Here is a 16,531-nt window from a genome sequence, read left to right on the forward strand (position 1 = left end):
CAAAAAAGCAGCCCGGCAATGCCGGGCTGCCTGATCTTGTACCTGATAGCAGAAAGGATCAGGACTGGGGCTGCGGCTCCATTCCGCCACTGGCCTCGTCACCACCCCGTTTGGCTCCGGCCGTGGGCACCGCAGACGAACGCCCGATCGGCTGGTCGTCATCGGTGTCGCGCACGGGCGGCTTGCCATCAAGAAGGTCCTTGATCTCGTCTCCGGACAGGGTTTCGTATTCCAGAAGACCTTTCGCGATCGTATGGAGCTGATCTTCATGGTCGCCCAGGATCTTGTTCGCGGTTTCATATCCCTGATTGACGAAGGACTTGATCTCCGCATCAACGATTTTCTGGGTCTCATCGGAGACATTCTGGTTCTTCGCAACCGAATGGCCGAGGAAAACCTCTTCCTGGTTCTCTCCGTAGAGCAGCGGACCCAGCTTGTCGGACATCCCGAACTGCGTGGCCATTGCACGGGCAAGCTTGGTTGCCATCTGGATATCACCCGTCGCGCCGGAGGTAACCTTTTCGTAGCCGAAGATCATTTCTTCTGCGACCCGGCCACCCATGGCAACGGCAAGGTCGGCCTTGCACTTGGCACGCGTCAAAGACACCTGGTCCTTTTCCGGAAGACGCATCACCATGCCAAGCGCTCGTCCGCGCGGAATGATGGTCGCCTTGTGGATAGGATCGGAGGCGTCCTGATGAAGCGCAACGAGTGCGTGGCCCGCCTCGTGATAGGCCGTCAGTTTCTTCTCTTCCTCGGTCATGACCAGAGTCCGGCGTTCGGCGCCCATCATCACCTTGTCTTTGGCGTCTTCGAATTCGGCCATCGTGACAAGCCGCTTGGACCGGCGTGCCGCCAGGAGAGCTGCCTCGTTGACGAGGTTCATCAGATCCGCACCGGAAAAACCGGGGGTGCCGCGCGCCAGCGTTCTGACGTCCACGTCAGGTGCCAGCGGAACCTTGCGCATATGAACCTTGAGGATCTTCTCGCGGCCAGTGATATCCGGGTTCGGCACGACAATCTGACGATCAAAACGGCCCGGACGCAGCAGCGCCGGATCGAGAACGTCAGGTCGGTTGGTCGCCGCGATGATGATGATGCCTTCGTTGGGCTCGAACCCGTCCATCTCGACCAGCAGCTGGTTCAATGTCTGTTCGCGTTCGTCGTTACCCCCGCCGAGGCCAGCACCGCGGTGACGGCCCACGGCATCGATTTCGTCGATGAAGATGATGCAGGGAGCGTTTTTCTTGGCCTGTTCGAACATGTCGCGGACACGCGATGCGCCCACGCCAACGAACATTTCCACGAAATCGGAACCGGAAATCGTGAAGAACGGAACGTTTGCTTCACCCGCAACGGCACGCGCAGTCAGCGTCTTACCGGTCCCTGGAGGACCAACTAGCAGCACGCCGCGCGGAATACGGCCGCCCAGGCGCTGGAATTTTTGCGGATCGCGCAGAAACTCGACGATCTCCTGAAGGTCTTCCTTGGCTTCGTCGATGCCCGCAACGTCTTCAAAAGTGATCCGTCCGTGCGCCTCGGTCAGCAGTTTGGCCTTCGATTTGCCGAAACCCATCGCCTTGCCGCCCGACCCTTGCATCTGGCGCATCACGAAGATCCAGATACCCAGAATGATCAGCATCGGCAGCCAGGAGAACAGGGCGCTCAGCAATGGAGAATTTTCAGCCGGCGGAGTGGCCTTGATCAGGACGCCCTTGCCGCGAAGTTCGTCGACATACTGGGCCCCGTCCGGCGCATAGGTCTGGAAGGCTCCACCGCTGTTATACAGACCGGTGATCTTCTGTTCCTGAATTGTCACGGATCTGACTTCGCCATTGTCAACCTGTCTCATGAAATCGGAATAGGCGATGTCATTGGTTGCACCCTGTTGCGCAGGGCTTTGAAACAGCTGGAACAATGCGATCAAAAGCAGGGCGATTATCACCCAAAGAGCAAAGTTGCGAAAATGTGCGTTCATTTCGTTCCCTTAACCGCCCAACGCGTCATACTGCACGCGGTTACAATTCCTCAGAGCGTAGATAGGTCGCCCAGAGCCCGCTGCCAAGGCGGTGCGCCATAATGCGCATATGCGCTGACTAATTTGTTAAGCCCGGACGTCTATCAGAAGATTAACAAGAGGAAAACTCTAGATTTCCCCGCAAACGTCCCCATTGTCCCGACTGTTGTCCGATAATTTACCCCGGATCGGCAATCTCGCCAAATCCAAGGTGCAGCTATGGTTATTTTTACCCGGTTGAACAGGAAGTGATGCAGATTGGGTGAAAATGAGACCATCCGGTGACCAGACAACCGGCGAGCAATCAAATGCCGCTTTCGGCCAGCCTTCAGGCCAGACAAAGTCCGCCGCGCCCGCCGGAGCATGACACAAGGGACCGAGTCGCAATCCGTCCGGTTCGTCGATGCTCTGCCGATCAACCAGCACAGAATAGGCGAAACGGTTGTCCCAGATACCTTGCCTGTAGAATTTGCTGAGCGTCATAGGAGGGACCCGCCCGGGTTCACGCCAGCACCAGATCGTTTCGGCACCTGCTTCGAACATCGTTCCGCAAAGCGACTGGCGGAGACTTTCACCGCAATTCAGGGCGGCGTCCAGGGACTGCAGCTTTGCCAGGCGCGGCCTCGCCCGAACGCCTGTGACATGTGTCATGATCTCGTTGAGAAGCCGCAAACGCAGATCATCGGGCAACGCGGCAAAAACCTCTCTGTTCAGTCTTGCAGGTCCTGCCGAATGGAATTCGACCTTCCTCGACACGACATCCCGAACGGCGAATTCAAGTGCATCGCGAGACCGTCGAATGTGTGCTGCGGTCTCCGCGACGCGCTCCACCGACAGGCCCTCTTCGTTCAGCAGACCGAGGATGTTCCTGAGTCTGCTTCGTTTGTACTTCATGTCGAGATTGGAAGGATCCGTGCACCAGTCCTGGCCGCGTTCGCGCAAACTGGCTTCCAGACGCAATTTCCTGACGCTCAGGAAAGGACGCAACAAACGCAACCCCTCCGGCCCGTCGCGTTCATCGGCAGCCATTGCGCTCAATCCGGAAATGCCGCTTCCGCGTGTCAGTCGGTCAAGGAATGTCTCGGCCTGGTCGTCAAGGTGATGCCCGAGCAGGAGCGCCTCGGCACCGGTCGCTTTCATTCGTCGGGCGATCAGGCAATAGCGGGCCGTTCTCGCCGCCTCCTGCACATTGCTTTGCGGCTTTTCGCCTTCCCATCGGAGCACTGATGCTGCGTATCCGCTTCGTTTCGCAACGTCGACCACGAAACGGGCTTCCGCATCACTCTCCTGACGGAGGCCGTGATTGACAACAATGACTTCCGCGCGACCCTTCCAGGAGACCCGCCGGCTCCATTCGCCGAACAGTACCAAGAGACAAAGGGAGTCGGCTCCGCCGGACACCGCAAGTGAAAGATTGGAAAAGGAATTCAGTCCGGAAAAGAGCGCGTCGACGGCATCATCAGGGAGCCCGGGCGTCTCGACCGGTTGGTCAGGAACATTGCGCACGGAGGCGTTCGTCCCGCGCTTCTGACAGAACTGCCGGCGCTGCATCAGGATACTTGTTCAAAAGTTCGGAAAATGTCGCACATGCGGCGGCGGACTGCCCAAGTCCACGCAGCGAGACACCCAGCTTCAGAAGGCTGTCCGGGCTTTTGCTGTTACCGGGAAAATCCGTATAGGTTTTCAGGAAGGCATCTGCCGCTCCGCGATAATCCTGTTGCGCCAGAAGGCTTTCGCCGAGCCAGTACTGGGCATTGGGAGTGAGATCACTGTCGGGATATGTTTCCAGAAATGTTCTGAAGCCCCGTTCAGCGTTTGAATAATCACCGTTGACCGCAAGCGAATAGGCTTCGTCGTAGTCCGACCTCGGATCTCCGCTTCCAATGATACCGGCGATCGCGTCGTCATCGGTGGCAAGATTTGGGTCGGGTGCAAGGTCAAGGCCGGCCCCGGGGACCGTCTCAAGCCCCTTGGCCAACTGTTCCAGATTGATCGGCCCGTCGGAGGGCAATCCGCCGCCGTTTTCATATCCGCCTGTATCGGACCAGTTTCCGTCGCCGGATCCGTTCGCCGAAAGAGTTGCCAGTCCGCCGTCAGGAGTGACCAGATTTCCGCCCTGGGGTGTGCCATCGGCGGCAAGCCCCGGGGCCGTGCTGCCTGGAGCACCGCTTGGCTCAAGCCCGGATCTTTTTCCTGGTGTCCCGCCTTCCAGCTGTTGAAACCGATACTCGTTGTCTTCCTGCATGCGGCGCATCTGATCCTGCATTTCCCGCATCTGGAAGGACAGTTGCTCGATCTGTCCTGTCAGCGCCCGTATCCGTTCTTCAAGCTGACCGATCCTGACGGATGAATCGTCTTTTTTCCGCCCGAACAACTGAGCCTCGGACGGTGTGGCCGCAATGGTCAAAACCAGCGCCAGAAAGATACTTGCAAGTGCCTTGTAATTCTGCATTCGGTCCTCCGGTTCAGAGACTCACGAGCACGAAACTTCGAAACCGCCCTTCAAGCGGGCCAGGTGCACGATTGCTCGTCAGCCCCTCATGCGTGAAGTCTTAACATGCCCGGCTCTGCACTCAAGGGCACAGAGCGCCCGGACTTCGGCTAAATTTTGACAATCTGCCCCGGGTTTCGCAGAAAGCCCCATTTTGCGCACCCGAAATGCCGAAGGCCGGACAAATTGCCCGGCCTCTTGTCAAATTCGGGTCTCGGGACCCGAGGATCAGTTCGTGGCGTTGTTCAGCACCGTGACGGCGCGCCGGTTCTGCGACCAGCAACTGCTGTCGTTACAGACCGCCACCGGGCGTTCCTTGCCATAGGAGATCGTCTTGATCCGCGACGCGCTCACGCCCTGCGACACCAGGTAGTCGCGCGCTGCTGCCGCTCGCCGTGCACCCAGAGCAATGTTGTATTGCCGGGTACCGCGCTCATCCGCGTGCCCCTCGACAGTGATCGTATATTGCGAGTAACGGTTGAGCCATTTGGCCTGACCTGCGAGCGTCGACTGCCCCTTGGCGTTCAGGACCGACTGATCCTCTTCGAAGAAAACGCGGTCGCCGACATTCACGACAAAGTCCTGACCGGTTCCCGGTTTCACGTTGCTTGAAAGCCCGTCTGGCTTATTCTGGGCGCATGCCGCCACGAAAAGCAGCGCGAAACAGACAACAATCCAGCGCGCGCCCCGGCCGGCAGTATCTCTATTGAACATTCCCGTCTCCTACATCCCCAGCCCGTCAACCCGACATCCGCTTGTCCGGCTTTAGGTAAACACTTTCTAGCCAAACTTGGTTAAGGCAGTCTTTGCAAACCTGGTTAACAAGGTCTGACCGCGCCACCTGAAGGCGGGCCCATCCATTGCGTGATCAGTTGATGAGCGGCGACCAGGACGGATCCGACGCAAAAGCCGGCGTATCCACGCGCTGCTCGTTGTAGCCAGTCAGATCGACCGTCCAGACCTGTGGCCCACCGGTTGCCCCGGGCGTATCACGGAAAAACACCAGCACGCGCCCATTCGGCGACCAGGCCGGTCCTTCATTATGGTAGCCCTCGGTCAGAATGCGCTCGCCCTTGCCGTCGGGCTTCATGACCCCGATCATGAAACGGCCCTGGTGCTGCTTGGTAAAGGCGATCAAATCTCCGCGAGGCGACCAGACAGGCGTCGAATACCGGCCCGGACCGAAGGAAATTCGGCGCGCCTCGCCGCCATTGGCATTCATGACGTATAGTTGCTGAGTACCGCCCCGGTCCGATTCGAACACGATTTGCCGGCTGTCTGGTGAAAACGACGGACTCGTGTCGATCGCCGCTGTGTTCGTCAGACGTGTTGTCCGCCGAGACCTCAGATCCATCTTGAAGATATTGGCGTTGCCGCCCTGCTGCAGGCTCATGACGACACTTTGCCCGTCAGGAGAAAATCTCGGGGCAAAAGTCATGCCCGGGAAGTTACCGACGATTTCCCTCTGACCGGTTTCGATGTTCAGCAAATAAACGCTCGGATCCGCCCCACCGTAGGACATGTAGGTTATTTCCTGGCTGGTCGGTGAAAAGCGCGGGGTCAGAACAAGGTCATCGCCACGGGTCAGGTACCGGACGTTGGCCCCGTCCTGGTCCATGATAGCAAGACGCTTGACCCGTTTGTCTTTGGTTCCTGTTTCATCGACGAAGACGATGCGGGTATCGAAATAGCCTTTTTCACCTGTCAGGCGCTCGTAGATTGCATCCGCGATAATATGCGCAAGCCGGCGCCAGTTTTCCGGCGTTGTGTAGAATTGCTGACCGAGCATCTGCTCCTGGGCGAAGACATCCCATAGCCTGAATTCGGCGCGAAGCCGTCCATCTGGCTGCTTCGTCACCGTGCCGGTAACCAGCGCCTGCGCACTGATCTGACGCCAGTCGCCGAACCGCGGTGTCGAATTGACACTCATGTTCTTCTGAATGAAACTTGCCGGATCGAGCGGGTTGAAGAGACCGGAACGCTTCAGGTCGGACGCGATCACACCGGTCATTTCCGCCGCAAGTTTGCCGTCCCCACCCTCAGCCGAAAACGCAGGAAGAGCGATAGGCAAAGGTTCGATGTTTCCCTGGGTGATGTCGATTTCGACCAGAGCCGAAGCCGGGGGGGGAGCAAAAACAGCAGCAAGGGACACAAGAACAGCAAGTCCGCAGGCCCTGAGGCCAGCCGGATTGAAGAGCGTTTTTAGTATTCCATGCATGAGCACTAAGCTCCCTTGTCGAAAAATCCCTATCAGGGACTGACTAACCCCCAAGCATTTCCCTTGGGTCGAAATTGATGATCACTTCCTGCCATGCTTCATACTTGGCAATTGGCAGAGAATATGGCTGACACCGCATTATCGCGCGGACCGCGCTGCTCGAAGCGGCGCCAAAAGCAGGATTCCCGTTTGAATTCAGGACCTCCGGACTGCTCGATACCTGGCCGTTTTGCGAGAGACTGAACCGGACCCGAACCTTGAGATCTTCCGCTCCGACAGCACCGACCGGAGGGTTCCAGCACTGGGCGACCTGCCCCCTGAGCGCATCGAGTTCCGATTGGCTCATGCGAATGTTCTGCGCGCCCTGCCGTGACCCGAGGGCAGCCGGTTCCTCCGACGCATTCCCCTGCTGCGTTGCCGGTTCGACCTTGTTCAACAGCGCGGCGATCTCGGTCGAATCGAAGTCGTCCTTCGGCGGTTCCGGCGCGCGGCGCGGCGGTTTCGGTTTGGATCGCGGAGTGGCACTCGTCACGATCGGCTGTGGCGTGGGAGCAGCTTCCTGTTGGGGCGCCGGTTCGGGAGCAGGCTCCGGCTCGGCAGCCGGCACGGGTTCAGGTGCCGGGGCCGGTTCCGGTTCGGGCGCAGGCTCGGGTTCTGCGACCGGCTCCGGTTCAGGCGTCGGTGTAGGTTCCGGTTCTGGAGAAGGGGTCGGTGGCGACGGTTGCTGTACCTGGCTTTCACCCGGTTTGTCGGCGGGTTGCGGCGGTTCCTCGGTCTCGGTTTCACTTGGTGCTATCGCAGCGACCTCACGAATTTCCGCCGTCCTCTCGCCGAGGCGAAGCTGCGTGAATTCTTCGACCGGAATCAGGTCCACCGGCAACGATTCCACTTGCGGGACGGAAAAACTCTCCGCGTCCGGAAAGGCGATCAGGCCCCAGACCAGTATTGCCGAATGACCGGCCAAAGACGCTATGAGACCTGCGCGCATGACGCGTTACGAGTCCCGTTCTTCCAGAGTGACAAGTCCTAGACGTTTGAACCCGGCCGCATTGATGCGGCCCATGAGTTTCATCATTGTGCCGTAGTCGGCATCCTGATCGCCGCGCACGTAAATGCGTTCTTCATAGCCGTTGGCAGCAATTGCCTCGAGTTTGGGAACCACTTCGTCGATGGCGATGGCCGTATCCTGAATGAAGATCTCGCCGGCAGAGCTCACTGAAATGGTTATCGGCTCGGTGTCACCTTCAAGCGCCTTGGCCTGCGTTTCCGGCAAATCGATGGGCACGCCAACCGTCAGCAACGGTGCCGCCACCATGAATATGATCAGAAGGACCAGCATGACATCAACAAAAGGCGTCACGTTGATCTCGGTCATCAGAACAGTGCGCTTTCGCCGCCGTCCGCGCCGTCCGCCACCAGCCTGACCGGAACCGACCTGCATGGACATCGCTCAGCCCCTCTCGTCGATCTGGCGCGAAAGGATCGCTGAAAACTCGTCCGCAAACCCCTCCATGCGCGCGACGGCCTTGCCGACATCGGAAGCAAACTTGTTGTAGGCGATCACGGCCGGAATCGCGGCAAGAAGACCGAGCGCCGTTGCAAACAGGGCTTCGGCGATCCCGGGAGCAACAACGGCAAGGTTCGTGCTTTCCGAGGCCGCAATCGCCTGAAAGGCGGTCATGATCCCCCAGACCGTTCCGAACAGGCCGATAAACGGAGCCGCGGATCCGACGGTCGCCAGGATCAGCAATCGGCTTTCAAGCCGCTCCGCTTCCCTTTGAATGGTCACATCCATCACGCGGTCGATTCGCTGTTGCAGCGATCCGATTGCCGGACGTGGTCCTTCGTGACTGCGCTTCCACTCGCGCATGGCGGCGACAAACAGCGCAGCCATCGAGTGGTTCACCCGGTTGTGCAGCGTGCCGTAGAGCTCCTCAAGGGACTGACCCGACCAGAACACCGTTTCGAAGCGGCTCATCTGGCGCCGAGTCCTTCCGACCAGCATCACCTTGTCGACAATGATCGCCCAGCACCACACGGATGAAACCAGCAAGCCGACCATCACGATCTTGACGACGATGTGCGCTTGCCAGAACAGCGAGAAAAAAGAAATGTCGCCTTCCGGCGCCGCCAATGTCGATTGGACAAGTGTTTCCATAAATTCAATGACCCCTGGGCCGTCTGACGTTGTTGTCTATCCATGTCTCCGGAGACTGAAGCAGCTGTCCGGAATCAAAACGCCAGCTTTCGATATCCAGCCGCCTCTCTGACGTTTGAATTTGTCAAAACTGGGACTTCGCCGAGCAAAGCGAGCTCTTCTTAAAAGGAATCAATTAAGGTTACTGCAAGATTAACGTCAGAATCTGTTTTACAATAATTTACCGAATTCTTGACGCAGGTCGGTCCGACGCTACCCGCAAATCATTCATCCATCGAGTAAATCGTCCGGAGCATGACGGGCAAGTTTTTCGGAAAGTTTGACCGGCAACCGTGTCGGCCTGCCTTCATTCGTGATCACGGCGACGGTAACAGCGGCGGAAACGAGCAGTTCTTCACCTCTGTAGGCAAGCTGGTCGAGTTTGATTCTGGCGCCCCTGTATTCCGACAGACTGGTGTGAACCTGAAGGATATCGTCGATCCGCGCCGGTTTTTGAAAGTCGAGCGTCATCCCACGGACCGCGAAGGCCAGCGCATTGCCGTGCGCGCCTTCCGCCAGCTCCTTGTGATGAATACCCATCAGTCGAAGAAAATCGGACCGTGCGCGCTCGAAAAAACGCACATAGGCACCGTGATAGACGATACCGGTGAAATCGGTGTCCTCGTAATACACGCGCACTGGGAGCACATGGCCACCTTCTTCCAGGCGACCCGACAGGTCCGGCCATTCCGTCACGGCGCTTTCCTCACAATTGAAAACATGCAAAAGGCCCCCGGTCTCCTGACCGGAAGGCCCGTCGCATACCTAGGTTCGCAACTAGGCAGCTGCAACCTCGGAAAGAAATTTCTCCACCGATGCGCGGATCTGTTCCGCCTGCTGCTTCATTTCCAGCGTCGCAGTCAGCATGTCGCCGACTGCGGCAGAATTTTCCGCAACGCCTTCGTTCAGGGAAGCAACTGTCGTCGCAACGCTGCGCGTTCCATCGGCGGCTTCGGCGACATTTCGGGATATCTCACCCGTCGCGGACCCCTGCTGCTGTACGGCTTCGGAAATCGTTATGGTGTAGGAATTGACTTCTTCGACGGATTCCGAAACCCGCGCGATTTCTTCAACAGCTTCCGACGTTGAGGCCTGGATCGCCGCTATCTGTGCTGAAATCTCTTCCGTTGCCTTTGCCGTTTGTCCGGCGAGCGACTTCACTTCGGACGCAACAACGGCAAATCCCTTGCCGGCATCGCCTGCGCGCGCCGCCTCGATCGTCGCGTTCAGCGCGAGCAGATTGGTCTGTTCCGCAATTTCCGAGATCAGGGACAACACGTCTCCGATCTTGTTGGCAGCTTCGGCAAGTCCGGAGATCTTGGCATTGGACCCTTGCGCGGCGGCGGTGGTCTGCTCGACAATTGAAGCGGTCGTTTCAACCTGTCGGGAGATCTCCGAAATGGAAGCATTCAACTCTTCCGTTGCCGATGCCACGGCCTCGACGTTGGAAGATGCGTTTTCGGATGTTGAAACAGCCGCCTGACCCTGTTCGGTCGCAGATGTCGAGCGTTCGTTCAAAGCGGACGATACGTCCTCGACCCTGGAAATATTGGTTTCGACAAGTTCCAGCACGGATTGCGATTCGGCCCGGAAATCAGCGATCAGTGAATCAATCAGCTTTTCGCGTTTTTCACGCGCGATGTGCCCGACCTTGCGTTCCGAGGCGAGACGTTCCCGTTCGAGGGAATTGTCCTTGAAGACCTCGATACACCGCGCCATGCGGCCAATTTCATCCTGCCGTTCGGTTGCATCCACGGCCACCTCGAGATCCCCATCGGCAATCTTGCTTGCCGCAACCGAAAGGTGCTCCATCGGTGCGAACATGCGCCGCGTCACCCACCAGATGAGGCCGACAACAGGGACAAGACAAAGAAAGCCTGAGATGATCGCGCCGTAAGTGATGCGATCCGCAGCAGCAGCCAGTTCCGTCTGCTTGACAGCTTCAACCACTCCATACGGCGTGTTCTCGAAACTGTTTTGCGCTTCGGCGTACCGGTAATCGCTGCCATTCAGTGCAATGAGGCGATCTCCTGCAGCGATTTCGGCGAGCGAATACACAGCAGCGGCCCCGCCGGTCTGATCCAGTTGCACCAGCGTTCCCGCCGCGTCGACAAGAAAGATCTGCTCACTTTCGCCTATGCCCGTCGGTTCGTTCAGGAGCGCAGCCAGCTTTTGCATGTCCGTGCTGAAGGCAACAGCTCCGAAAAAGCGGTCCAGATAAAAGACCGGAGCAGCAAGTACCAGCGAAACCTTGCCATGCTTGCCTGCGACGAAACCGGATGAATAGATCTGGCCCGCGGCAAGCGTCCCGGCATTGGCAGCTTCATACAGTTTGCCCATTGCCATCTGGACGGGATTGCCGCTGATCTCTTCGTCTTCGACATGGAATGCGAATTCAGGGCCCTTTCGATAGCTGTAGGTAATGAAGCCATCCGGATTGGCGAGTGCCGCGTCGGAGAATAGTCCCTGGGAAATAACGTCCTGATAAACCGGGTGAACGACCTTGTGATTGTTCACGTAATAGTTCGATTCCGCCGGTTCCAGGAGCAGATGACGCTCATGCGGCGGATGCGGATTATCCGCCACGAAGATCTTGCGGAGCGTCTCCTGCTGCCCCTCCTTCAGGTTCTTCCAGCCGACCATCGTCTTCATGAGGCTGTCCTTGGCCTCTTCGAGCGAAACGAAGAACTTCGCACTGTAGGTGATCTGGTCCAGCGCCAGTTCCAGAACCTTTTGTTTCGCCTTGGTCGCGCTTTGCAGGCTGTTGTCCGCCTGACCGTTCGCCACGTCGCGTGACAGAGTTGACGTAACCGTAACAATAGCCACGCACATCGTCAGTGCGCCAGCCAAGAACATAAGAGCCAGTTTAGATGAAAGCCGCTTACGCATAGTGTCCCCCGCATAGTTAACGGGACAATACGAAGAGATTCGCCAACAAAGACTTAACCGAGAAGGCGCGTCTTCCGACAATTTAGACGAGTTGCGCGCATTCTTTCAGGTGACCCTTCTATTCAGGGTCGGCAAACAGCCCCATCTGCGAAATTTCGGACCGCTCGGGGACTGCAAGACCGAGGTGAGCGAAGGCCATTGGCGTCAGAAGGCGACCGCGTGGAGTGCGTTGCAAAAACCCGTTCTGGATCAGATAGGGCTCAACAATTTCCTCGATTGCATCCCTGGGCTCCGACAATGCCGCCGCAATCGTTTCGATGCCGACCGGTCCGCCACCGAAATTGACGGCGATTTGCTTGAGATACCGGCGATCGAGACCGTCGAGGCCGGCGCTGTCCACTTCGAGCTGCAACAGAGCCCTGTCGGCAAGCGCCCTGTCGACCCTTTCAATACCCTCAACGATGGCAAAATCCCGGACCCGTCTGAGCAGGCGGCCGGCGATACGTGGTGTCCCGCGCGATCGCTTGGCAATCTCGCGTGCACCGTCTTCGGCTATGCCGATCCCCATGATCGAGGCACCGCGTTTGACGATGTGTTCCAGTTCCTCGACTGTATAGAACTGCAAGCGCACGGGTATGCCGAAACGGTCCCTCAACGGGGTGGTGAGAAGCCCGAGGCGCGTTGTTGCGGCAACCAGAGTGAACTTTGCAAGGTCAATCTTGACCGAACGTGCAGCAGGCCCTTCTCCGATGATCAGGTCCAGCTGATAATCCTCCATCGCAGGATAGAGCACTTCCTCCACTGCCGGGTTCAAACGATGGATTTCGTCGATGAACAGAACATCCCGTTCTTCCAGATTGGTCAGCAGCGCCGCAAGATCTCCCGACTTTGCGATAACCGGTCCGGAGGTTGCCCGGAAATTGACACCGAGTTCACGCGCCATGATCTGGGCCAGCGTGGTCTTGCCCAGGCCCGGAGGACCTACGAAGAGCACGTGATCCAGTGCTTCGCCGCGGGCTTTTGCCGCCCCGATGAAAACCTTCAGGTTGGCACGTGCCTGCGCCTGACCGACAAAATCGTCCAGCACCTGGGGGCGCATGGTGCTGTCGATTTCATCGCCGCGGATTTCCGGCGTAACGATACGGCTGTCATCCGACATGGCTTACGACCACAAACAAGAGCACGATCAGCAGGATCGACCAGGCAACCCTGAGCGCATGGAACTTACGAAACTGACTGCGCACAAACGGGTCGTCGGTATCGATCCGGCGTCCTTTCATGGCAAATTGCCGGTCTCCGACAGACTGGGAGAAGCGGTGATCGAGATACATGATCCCGCCGATGCCAAGGGTTACAAAAACAATCGCAATAACCGTGTAGGTTAAGGCTATCATACAGCCAATTCCTTCAAGCCGAGGCGGATCAGTGTCTCGGTCGATGCGTCCTCGCCAGCCGATTGCATGGCCTTGGCAACAGCCGCACTCGCCTGCGCCTGTGCATAGCCCAGATTTGTTAGCGCGGAAACCGCTTCCGCAACAGGCCGGGCCGCCACATTTTCCGAAACGCTCTGCGATACAGCGATCGTGCCCTGATCGACACTTGCAAGTCCCGGAGCCTTGTCCTTGAGCTCGGTCAGCAGTCGCTCCGCCACCCGTTTGCCGACACCCGGCGCGCGTGAAATCGTGGCTTTGTCACCCAGCGCAATCGCATTGGCAACCTCACTCGCCTTGAGGATACCGAGGATTCCCAGCGCGACCTTGGCACCCACGCCTTGAACCGTCATCAGAATACGGAACCATTCCCGTTCGGATTCGTGCCCGAAACCGTAGAGCCTGATCATGTCCTCGCGCACAATCGTTTCGATGAAGAGCACCGCTGCTTCTCCCGCGCGCGGCAATCCCTGCAGAATACGCGCAGGACAATGAACCTGATAGCCGACGCCGTGAACATCGAGGATCACGTGGTCTTCGCCGTAACTGTCGATCGTTCCCTTGAGTTTGCCGATCATGCCGCCCCCTGCGCTGCAAGACGCGCCGACGCACTGCCCCGGTGCTGTGCATGGCAGATGGCGATGGCAAGCGCATCCGCAGCATCGTCTGAATTGAAAGTTGCCTTCGGCATGAGGATCTTCACCATGGCCCGGATCTGGTCCTTTTCCGCATGGCCCGTGCCAACGACGGTTTTCTTGACCAGGTTCGGCGCGTATTCGGCAACCGGCAATCCGGCAAGCGATGGCACCAGCAACGCAATACCGCGCGCCTGCCCAAGCTTCAATGTCGCTCCTGCATCCTTGTTGACGAAGGTATGCTCGACCGCAGCTTCCATTGGGTCATGCCGACTGACAACCTCGCGAAGCCCGTCGTGCAACTCCACGAGCCGCTCGGCCAGGCTCTTCTTGTTGTCGGAGGTGACCGTCCCGGACGCAATGAAAGACAGCCGGTTTCCGGCCGTTTCTATCATGCCCCAGCCGGTGCGCCGCAATCCCGGATCAATTCCGAGCAATCGAATCGCATGTGTCATGGAACAAACCGGTAACAAAACTTCCCCGTTGACGCCAGCGAAAGCGCGGCTTACCACCGGAAAGCCTGTCCAAAACCCGGCGGTACGGCTGCGTCGGCAAGACTGGGGACTGTTTCGTCCGGGCCTTCGCCGCAATGCCGCCGACCACAATCATGTCCGGTTTTGCAGCCGATCTGTAACTATCCGCTGGTGCGTGTTCATGCTTGGAATTTTTGACCCTTTCGCACCTGAATTGCTGTTGTTTCTTGCATCGGTTCTCTTTGTGGCGGGTTGCGTGAGGGGGTTTTCCGGATTTGGTGCAGGAATGATTTTCATTCCGGTTGCAACAAGTGTCGTTGCTCCAGCCACTGCGGCGGCCACTTTTCTGTTCATTGACAGCATCGTGACCCTGCCCCTGCTGATCCGTGCAGTCAGGCACTGCAATTGGGCAACCGTTCTGCCGGCTGCCTTTGGCGCCGTGATTTTCGTTCATCTGGGCGCCTGGTTGCTTGCGAGTACCGACGTCCTGATCTTGCGGTGGGCGATTTTCGCAATCGTCACCTGTCTCCTGGCACTGTTGATTTCCGGTTGGCGGTATCACAGGCAGCCTGCAGCAGCGGTTTCATTTGCAACTGGCAGCGTTTCGGGAGTTCTTGGCGGCATTTCACAGGTCTCCGCACCGCCGGTGGTCGCCATGTGGCTGTCCAGCGCGAATGATCCGGCAATCGTGAGAGCCAACATGATTGTCTTTTTCACGCTGGCAAGCGTCGGGACATTCGTCGCCTACACCTTGAATGGGTTTTTCACGCAGGAGGTTTTTCGCCTGCTGATCATGGCCGTCCCGGTCTATGGCCTGGCGATCTTCGCCGGCGCGCGCGGATTCAGCAAAGCTGATCCTGCGGTTTACAGAAAATTCGCCTATGTCCTGATCGCGGTGGCAGCGCTGACCAGCATGCCGGCGCTCGACCCTCTACTCCGGTAAGTCTCTCCGGGGACTAATTTTTTCGCTCCATTTTGCGCATTTTCCGATCATGAGCCGGTGCAGTTCGTTTTCGAATTCCTCGCGGGTTTCGGTGGTATGCGCCAGCAGGCTCAGGGCAACGATTGCAGCATCAACAGCTTCTTCACGCACATCATCAATCGAATGGTTCTTGTAAGCGCTGCCAGGTGCGTTGGTTACCGACAGCACGGCCTGCGCCAGTTCGCCGGCTTCTTCAGACAGTTTCAGGGCTCGTTCCTGCAACGATTTCGGATCTGTCTTTGTGAGCTCGTAGATTCCGAACATTGAAATTCTCCAGTCTATTCGGAAGTTCAACTTAACCTCCCCTGTTCCGAAAAGGGGAAGGGAGATCAGGGTGGGGCGTGCCTCCGGACCTCGAAACAAAAAACCCCGGCTGGGCCGGGGTCTTGAAACCGCAATCGCGAAACGTCAGGACGCCAGGGCTTCCATTGTTTCCTCATCGACGTCGAAATTCGAATAGACGTTCTGCACGTCATCGTCATCCTCGAGCATGTCGATCAGCTTCATCAGGGTCTGGGCCTTGTCCGCATCGACCGGTGTCAGGTTCTGTGGCTTCCAGATGATCTTGGTGGAATCCGCTTCTCCCAGCGCTTCTTCCAATGCCTTGGCGACATCGTTGAGATCTTCGAACGCTGCATAGATTGTGTGACCGCTTTCGTCGGACTGGACATCTTCAGCGCCTGCTTCGATCGCAGCTTCCAGCACCGCTTCGGCCTCACCGGCTTCCAGCTTGTACACGATCTCGCCGACGCGATCGAACATGAAGGAAACGGATCCGGTTTCTCCGAGCGACCCACCGCACTTTGTAAAATAGGAACGGATATTCGACGCGGACCGGTTCCGATTGTCGGTCAAGGCCTCAACGACAACGGCAACGCCTGCAGGACCATAGCCCTCGTAGCGAATTTCTTCGTAACTGTCGCCATCGCCGGTCTGGGATTTGTTGATTGCCCGCTGAATGTTGTCCTTCGGCATGGACTGTGCCTTGGCATTCTGCACGGCCAGCCTCAGGCGCGGGTTCGAATCCGGATCCGGGTCGCCCATCTTCGCGGCAACGGTGATTTCCTTGGAAAGCTTGGAGAACGTCTTGGACCGCGCGGCATCCTGACGGCCCTTGCGGTGCATGATGTTCTTGAATTTTGAATGGCCTGCCATGGCTCTTCTCGGTTCTTTGAGGATGGTCTTGACGAAAACTGGGC

General features: G+C 57.9%; 17 protein-coding genes. 1 reads left to right on the top strand and 16 read right to left on the bottom strand.

The window, feature by feature from the left end; genetic code table 11:
- Window positions 1–58: 58 nt before the first annotated feature.
- The 14 genes from ftsH to ruvC form a co-directional block, all read right to left on the bottom strand.
- Complete coding sequence (gene ftsH, locus ACO6TI_RS00855; protein ID WP_055113810.1) at window positions 59–1,978, bottom strand: ATP-dependent zinc metalloprotease FtsH; 1,920 nt, start codon at window positions 1,976–1,978, stop codon at window positions 59–61.
- Window positions 1,979–2,146: 168 nt separating this feature from the next.
- The gene (gene tilS, locus ACO6TI_RS00860) at window positions 2,147–3,523 is read right to left on the bottom strand and encodes a tRNA lysidine(34) synthetase TilS (protein ID WP_422384170.1); all 1,377 of its coding nucleotides are present in this window, start codon (window positions 3,521–3,523) and stop codon (window positions 2,147–2,149) included.
- Window positions 3,507–4,469, bottom strand: coding sequence for a tol-pal system protein YbgF (gene ybgF, locus ACO6TI_RS00865; RefSeq protein ID WP_029064617.1), 963 nt, complete (start codon window positions 4,467–4,469; stop codon window positions 3,507–3,509). Before ybgF ends, tilS begins: the two co-directional genes overlap by 17 nt.
- Before the next feature lie 267 nt (window positions 4,470–4,736).
- Window positions 4,737–5,222, bottom strand: coding sequence for a peptidoglycan-associated lipoprotein Pal (gene pal, locus ACO6TI_RS00870; protein WP_196916627.1), 486 nt, complete (start codon window positions 5,220–5,222; stop codon window positions 4,737–4,739).
- Between the two features lie 154 nt (window positions 5,223–5,376).
- Window positions 5,377–6,726, bottom strand: a complete 1,350-nt coding sequence (tolB, locus tag ACO6TI_RS00875; protein WP_055113816.1) for a Tol-Pal system beta propeller repeat protein TolB — start codon at window positions 6,724–6,726, stop codon at window positions 5,377–5,379.
- Between the two features lie 43 nt (window positions 6,727–6,769).
- A complete protein-coding gene (locus tag ACO6TI_RS00880) occupies window positions 6,770–7,714 on the bottom strand; it encodes an energy transducer TonB (RefSeq protein ID WP_422384171.1) in 945 nt (314 codons plus the stop codon).
- A gap of 6 nt (window positions 7,715–7,720) precedes the next feature.
- Window positions 7,721–8,173 (bottom strand): protein TolR, encoded by a 453-nt coding sequence (gene tolR / locus ACO6TI_RS00885; protein ID WP_055113826.1) that lies wholly within the window; start codon window positions 8,171–8,173, stop codon window positions 7,721–7,723.
- Between the two features lie 3 nt (window positions 8,174–8,176).
- Window positions 8,177–8,884: a protein TolQ gene (tolQ, locus tag ACO6TI_RS00890; protein ID WP_029064612.1), complete on the bottom strand. Its 708-nt coding sequence runs from the start codon at window positions 8,882–8,884 to the stop codon at window positions 8,177–8,179.
- A 267-nt stretch (window positions 8,885–9,151) separates the two neighbouring features.
- Window positions 9,152–9,619: a tol-pal system-associated acyl-CoA thioesterase gene (gene ybgC / locus ACO6TI_RS00895; protein ID WP_055113828.1), complete on the bottom strand. Its 468-nt coding sequence runs from the start codon at window positions 9,617–9,619 to the stop codon at window positions 9,152–9,154.
- Between the two features lie 81 nt (window positions 9,620–9,700).
- Entirely contained in the window at window positions 9,701–11,812 is a 2,112-nt protein-coding gene (locus ACO6TI_RS00900; protein ID WP_055113830.1) for a methyl-accepting chemotaxis protein, read from the bottom strand.
- Between the two features lie 118 nt (window positions 11,813–11,930).
- Complete coding sequence (ruvB, locus tag ACO6TI_RS00905) at window positions 11,931–12,971, bottom strand: Holliday junction branch migration DNA helicase RuvB (RefSeq protein ID WP_055113832.1); 1,041 nt, start codon at window positions 12,969–12,971, stop codon at window positions 11,931–11,933.
- Window positions 12,961–13,206: a hypothetical protein gene (locus ACO6TI_RS00910; RefSeq protein WP_055113834.1), complete on the bottom strand. Its 246-nt coding sequence runs from the start codon at window positions 13,204–13,206 to the stop codon at window positions 12,961–12,963. Before ACO6TI_RS00910 ends, ruvB begins: the two co-directional genes overlap by 11 nt.
- Window positions 13,203–13,820 (bottom strand): Holliday junction branch migration protein RuvA, encoded by a 618-nt coding sequence (ruvA, locus tag ACO6TI_RS00915; RefSeq protein ID WP_029064607.1) that lies wholly within the window; start codon window positions 13,818–13,820, stop codon window positions 13,203–13,205. The genes ACO6TI_RS00910 and ruvA overlap by 4 nt, the downstream gene beginning before the upstream one ends.
- Window positions 13,817–14,332 carry a crossover junction endodeoxyribonuclease RuvC gene (ruvC, locus tag ACO6TI_RS00920; RefSeq protein WP_055113836.1) on the bottom strand — a complete coding sequence of 172 codons (516 nt, stop codon included), beginning with the start codon at window positions 14,330–14,332 and terminating at the stop codon, window positions 13,817–13,819. Before ruvC ends, ruvA begins: the two co-directional genes overlap by 4 nt.
- 199 nt (window positions 14,333–14,531) lie before the next feature.
- Here ruvC and ACO6TI_RS00925 point away from each other — a divergent pair, with 199 nt between their 5' ends.
- Window positions 14,532–15,293: a TSUP family transporter gene (locus ACO6TI_RS00925; RefSeq protein WP_104701299.1), complete on the top strand. Its 762-nt coding sequence runs from the start codon at window positions 14,532–14,534 to the stop codon at window positions 15,291–15,293.
- Here the strand turns inward: ACO6TI_RS00925 and ACO6TI_RS00930 are convergent.
- Together ACO6TI_RS00930 and ACO6TI_RS00935 are read right to left on the bottom strand one after the other, a co-directional pair.
- Window positions 15,282–15,596: a MazG-like family protein gene (locus ACO6TI_RS00930; protein ID WP_055113838.1), complete on the bottom strand. Its 315-nt coding sequence runs from the start codon at window positions 15,594–15,596 to the stop codon at window positions 15,282–15,284. The two genes, ACO6TI_RS00925 and ACO6TI_RS00930, sit on opposite strands and share 12 nt — an antisense overlap.
- Window positions 15,597–15,740: 144 nt before the next feature.
- Window positions 15,741–16,487, bottom strand: a complete 747-nt coding sequence (locus ACO6TI_RS00935; RefSeq protein ID WP_055113840.1) for a YebC/PmpR family DNA-binding transcriptional regulator — start codon at window positions 16,485–16,487, stop codon at window positions 15,741–15,743.
- Window positions 16,488–16,531: the final 44 nt, after the last annotated feature.

The organism is Roseibium album, from assembly GCF_965233825.1.
Taxonomy (GTDB): Bacteria; Pseudomonadota; Alphaproteobacteria; order Rhizobiales; family Stappiaceae; genus Roseibium; species Roseibium album.

Excerpts from the sequence above, each read along its gene's own strand:
- ftsH (WP_055113810.1), bottom strand. The coding sequence starts at position 1,978 with ATGAACGCACATTTTCGCAACTTTGCTCTTTGGGTGATAATCGCCCTG.
- ybgF (WP_029064617.1), bottom strand. The coding sequence starts at position 4,469 with ATGCAGAATTACAAGGCACTTGCAAGTATCTTTCTGGCGCTGGTTTTG.
- pal (WP_196916627.1), bottom strand. The coding sequence starts at position 5,222 with ATGTTCAATAGAGATACTGCCGGCCGGGGCGCGCGCTGGATTGTTGTC.
- tolB (WP_055113816.1), bottom strand. The coding sequence starts at position 6,726 with ATGCATGGAATACTAAAAACGCTCTTCAATCCGGCTGGCCTCAGGGCC.
- ACO6TI_RS00880 (WP_422384171.1), bottom strand. The coding sequence starts at position 7,714 with ATGCGCGCAGGTCTCATAGCGTCTTTGGCCGGTCATTCGGCAATACTG.
- tolR (WP_055113826.1), bottom strand. The coding sequence starts at position 8,173 with ATGTCCATGCAGGTCGGTTCCGGTCAGGCTGGTGGCGGACGGCGCGGA.
- tolQ (WP_029064612.1), bottom strand. The coding sequence starts at position 8,884 with ATGGAAACACTTGTCCAATCGACATTGGCGGCGCCGGAAGGCGACATT.
- ACO6TI_RS00900 (WP_055113830.1), bottom strand. The coding sequence starts at position 11,812 with ATGCGTAAGCGGCTTTCATCTAAACTGGCTCTTATGTTCTTGGCTGGC.
- ruvB (WP_055113832.1), bottom strand. The coding sequence starts at position 12,971 with ATGTCGGATGACAGCCGTATCGTTACGCCGGAAATCCGCGGCGATGAA.
- ACO6TI_RS00910 (WP_055113834.1), bottom strand. The coding sequence starts at position 13,206 with ATGATAGCCTTAACCTACACGGTTATTGCGATTGTTTTTGTAACCCTT.
- ruvA (WP_029064607.1), bottom strand. The coding sequence starts at position 13,820 with ATGATCGGCAAACTCAAGGGAACGATCGACAGTTACGGCGAAGACCAC.
- ruvC (WP_055113836.1), bottom strand. The coding sequence starts at position 14,332 with ATGACACATGCGATTCGATTGCTCGGAATTGATCCGGGATTGCGGCGC.
- ACO6TI_RS00925 (WP_104701299.1), top strand. The coding sequence starts at position 14,532 with ATGCTTGGAATTTTTGACCCTTTCGCACCTGAATTGCTGTTGTTTCTT.
- ACO6TI_RS00930 (WP_055113838.1), bottom strand. The coding sequence starts at position 15,596 with ATGTTCGGAATCTACGAGCTCACAAAGACAGATCCGAAATCGTTGCAG.
- ACO6TI_RS00935 (WP_055113840.1), bottom strand. The coding sequence starts at position 16,487 with ATGGCAGGCCATTCAAAATTCAAGAACATCATGCACCGCAAGGGCCGT.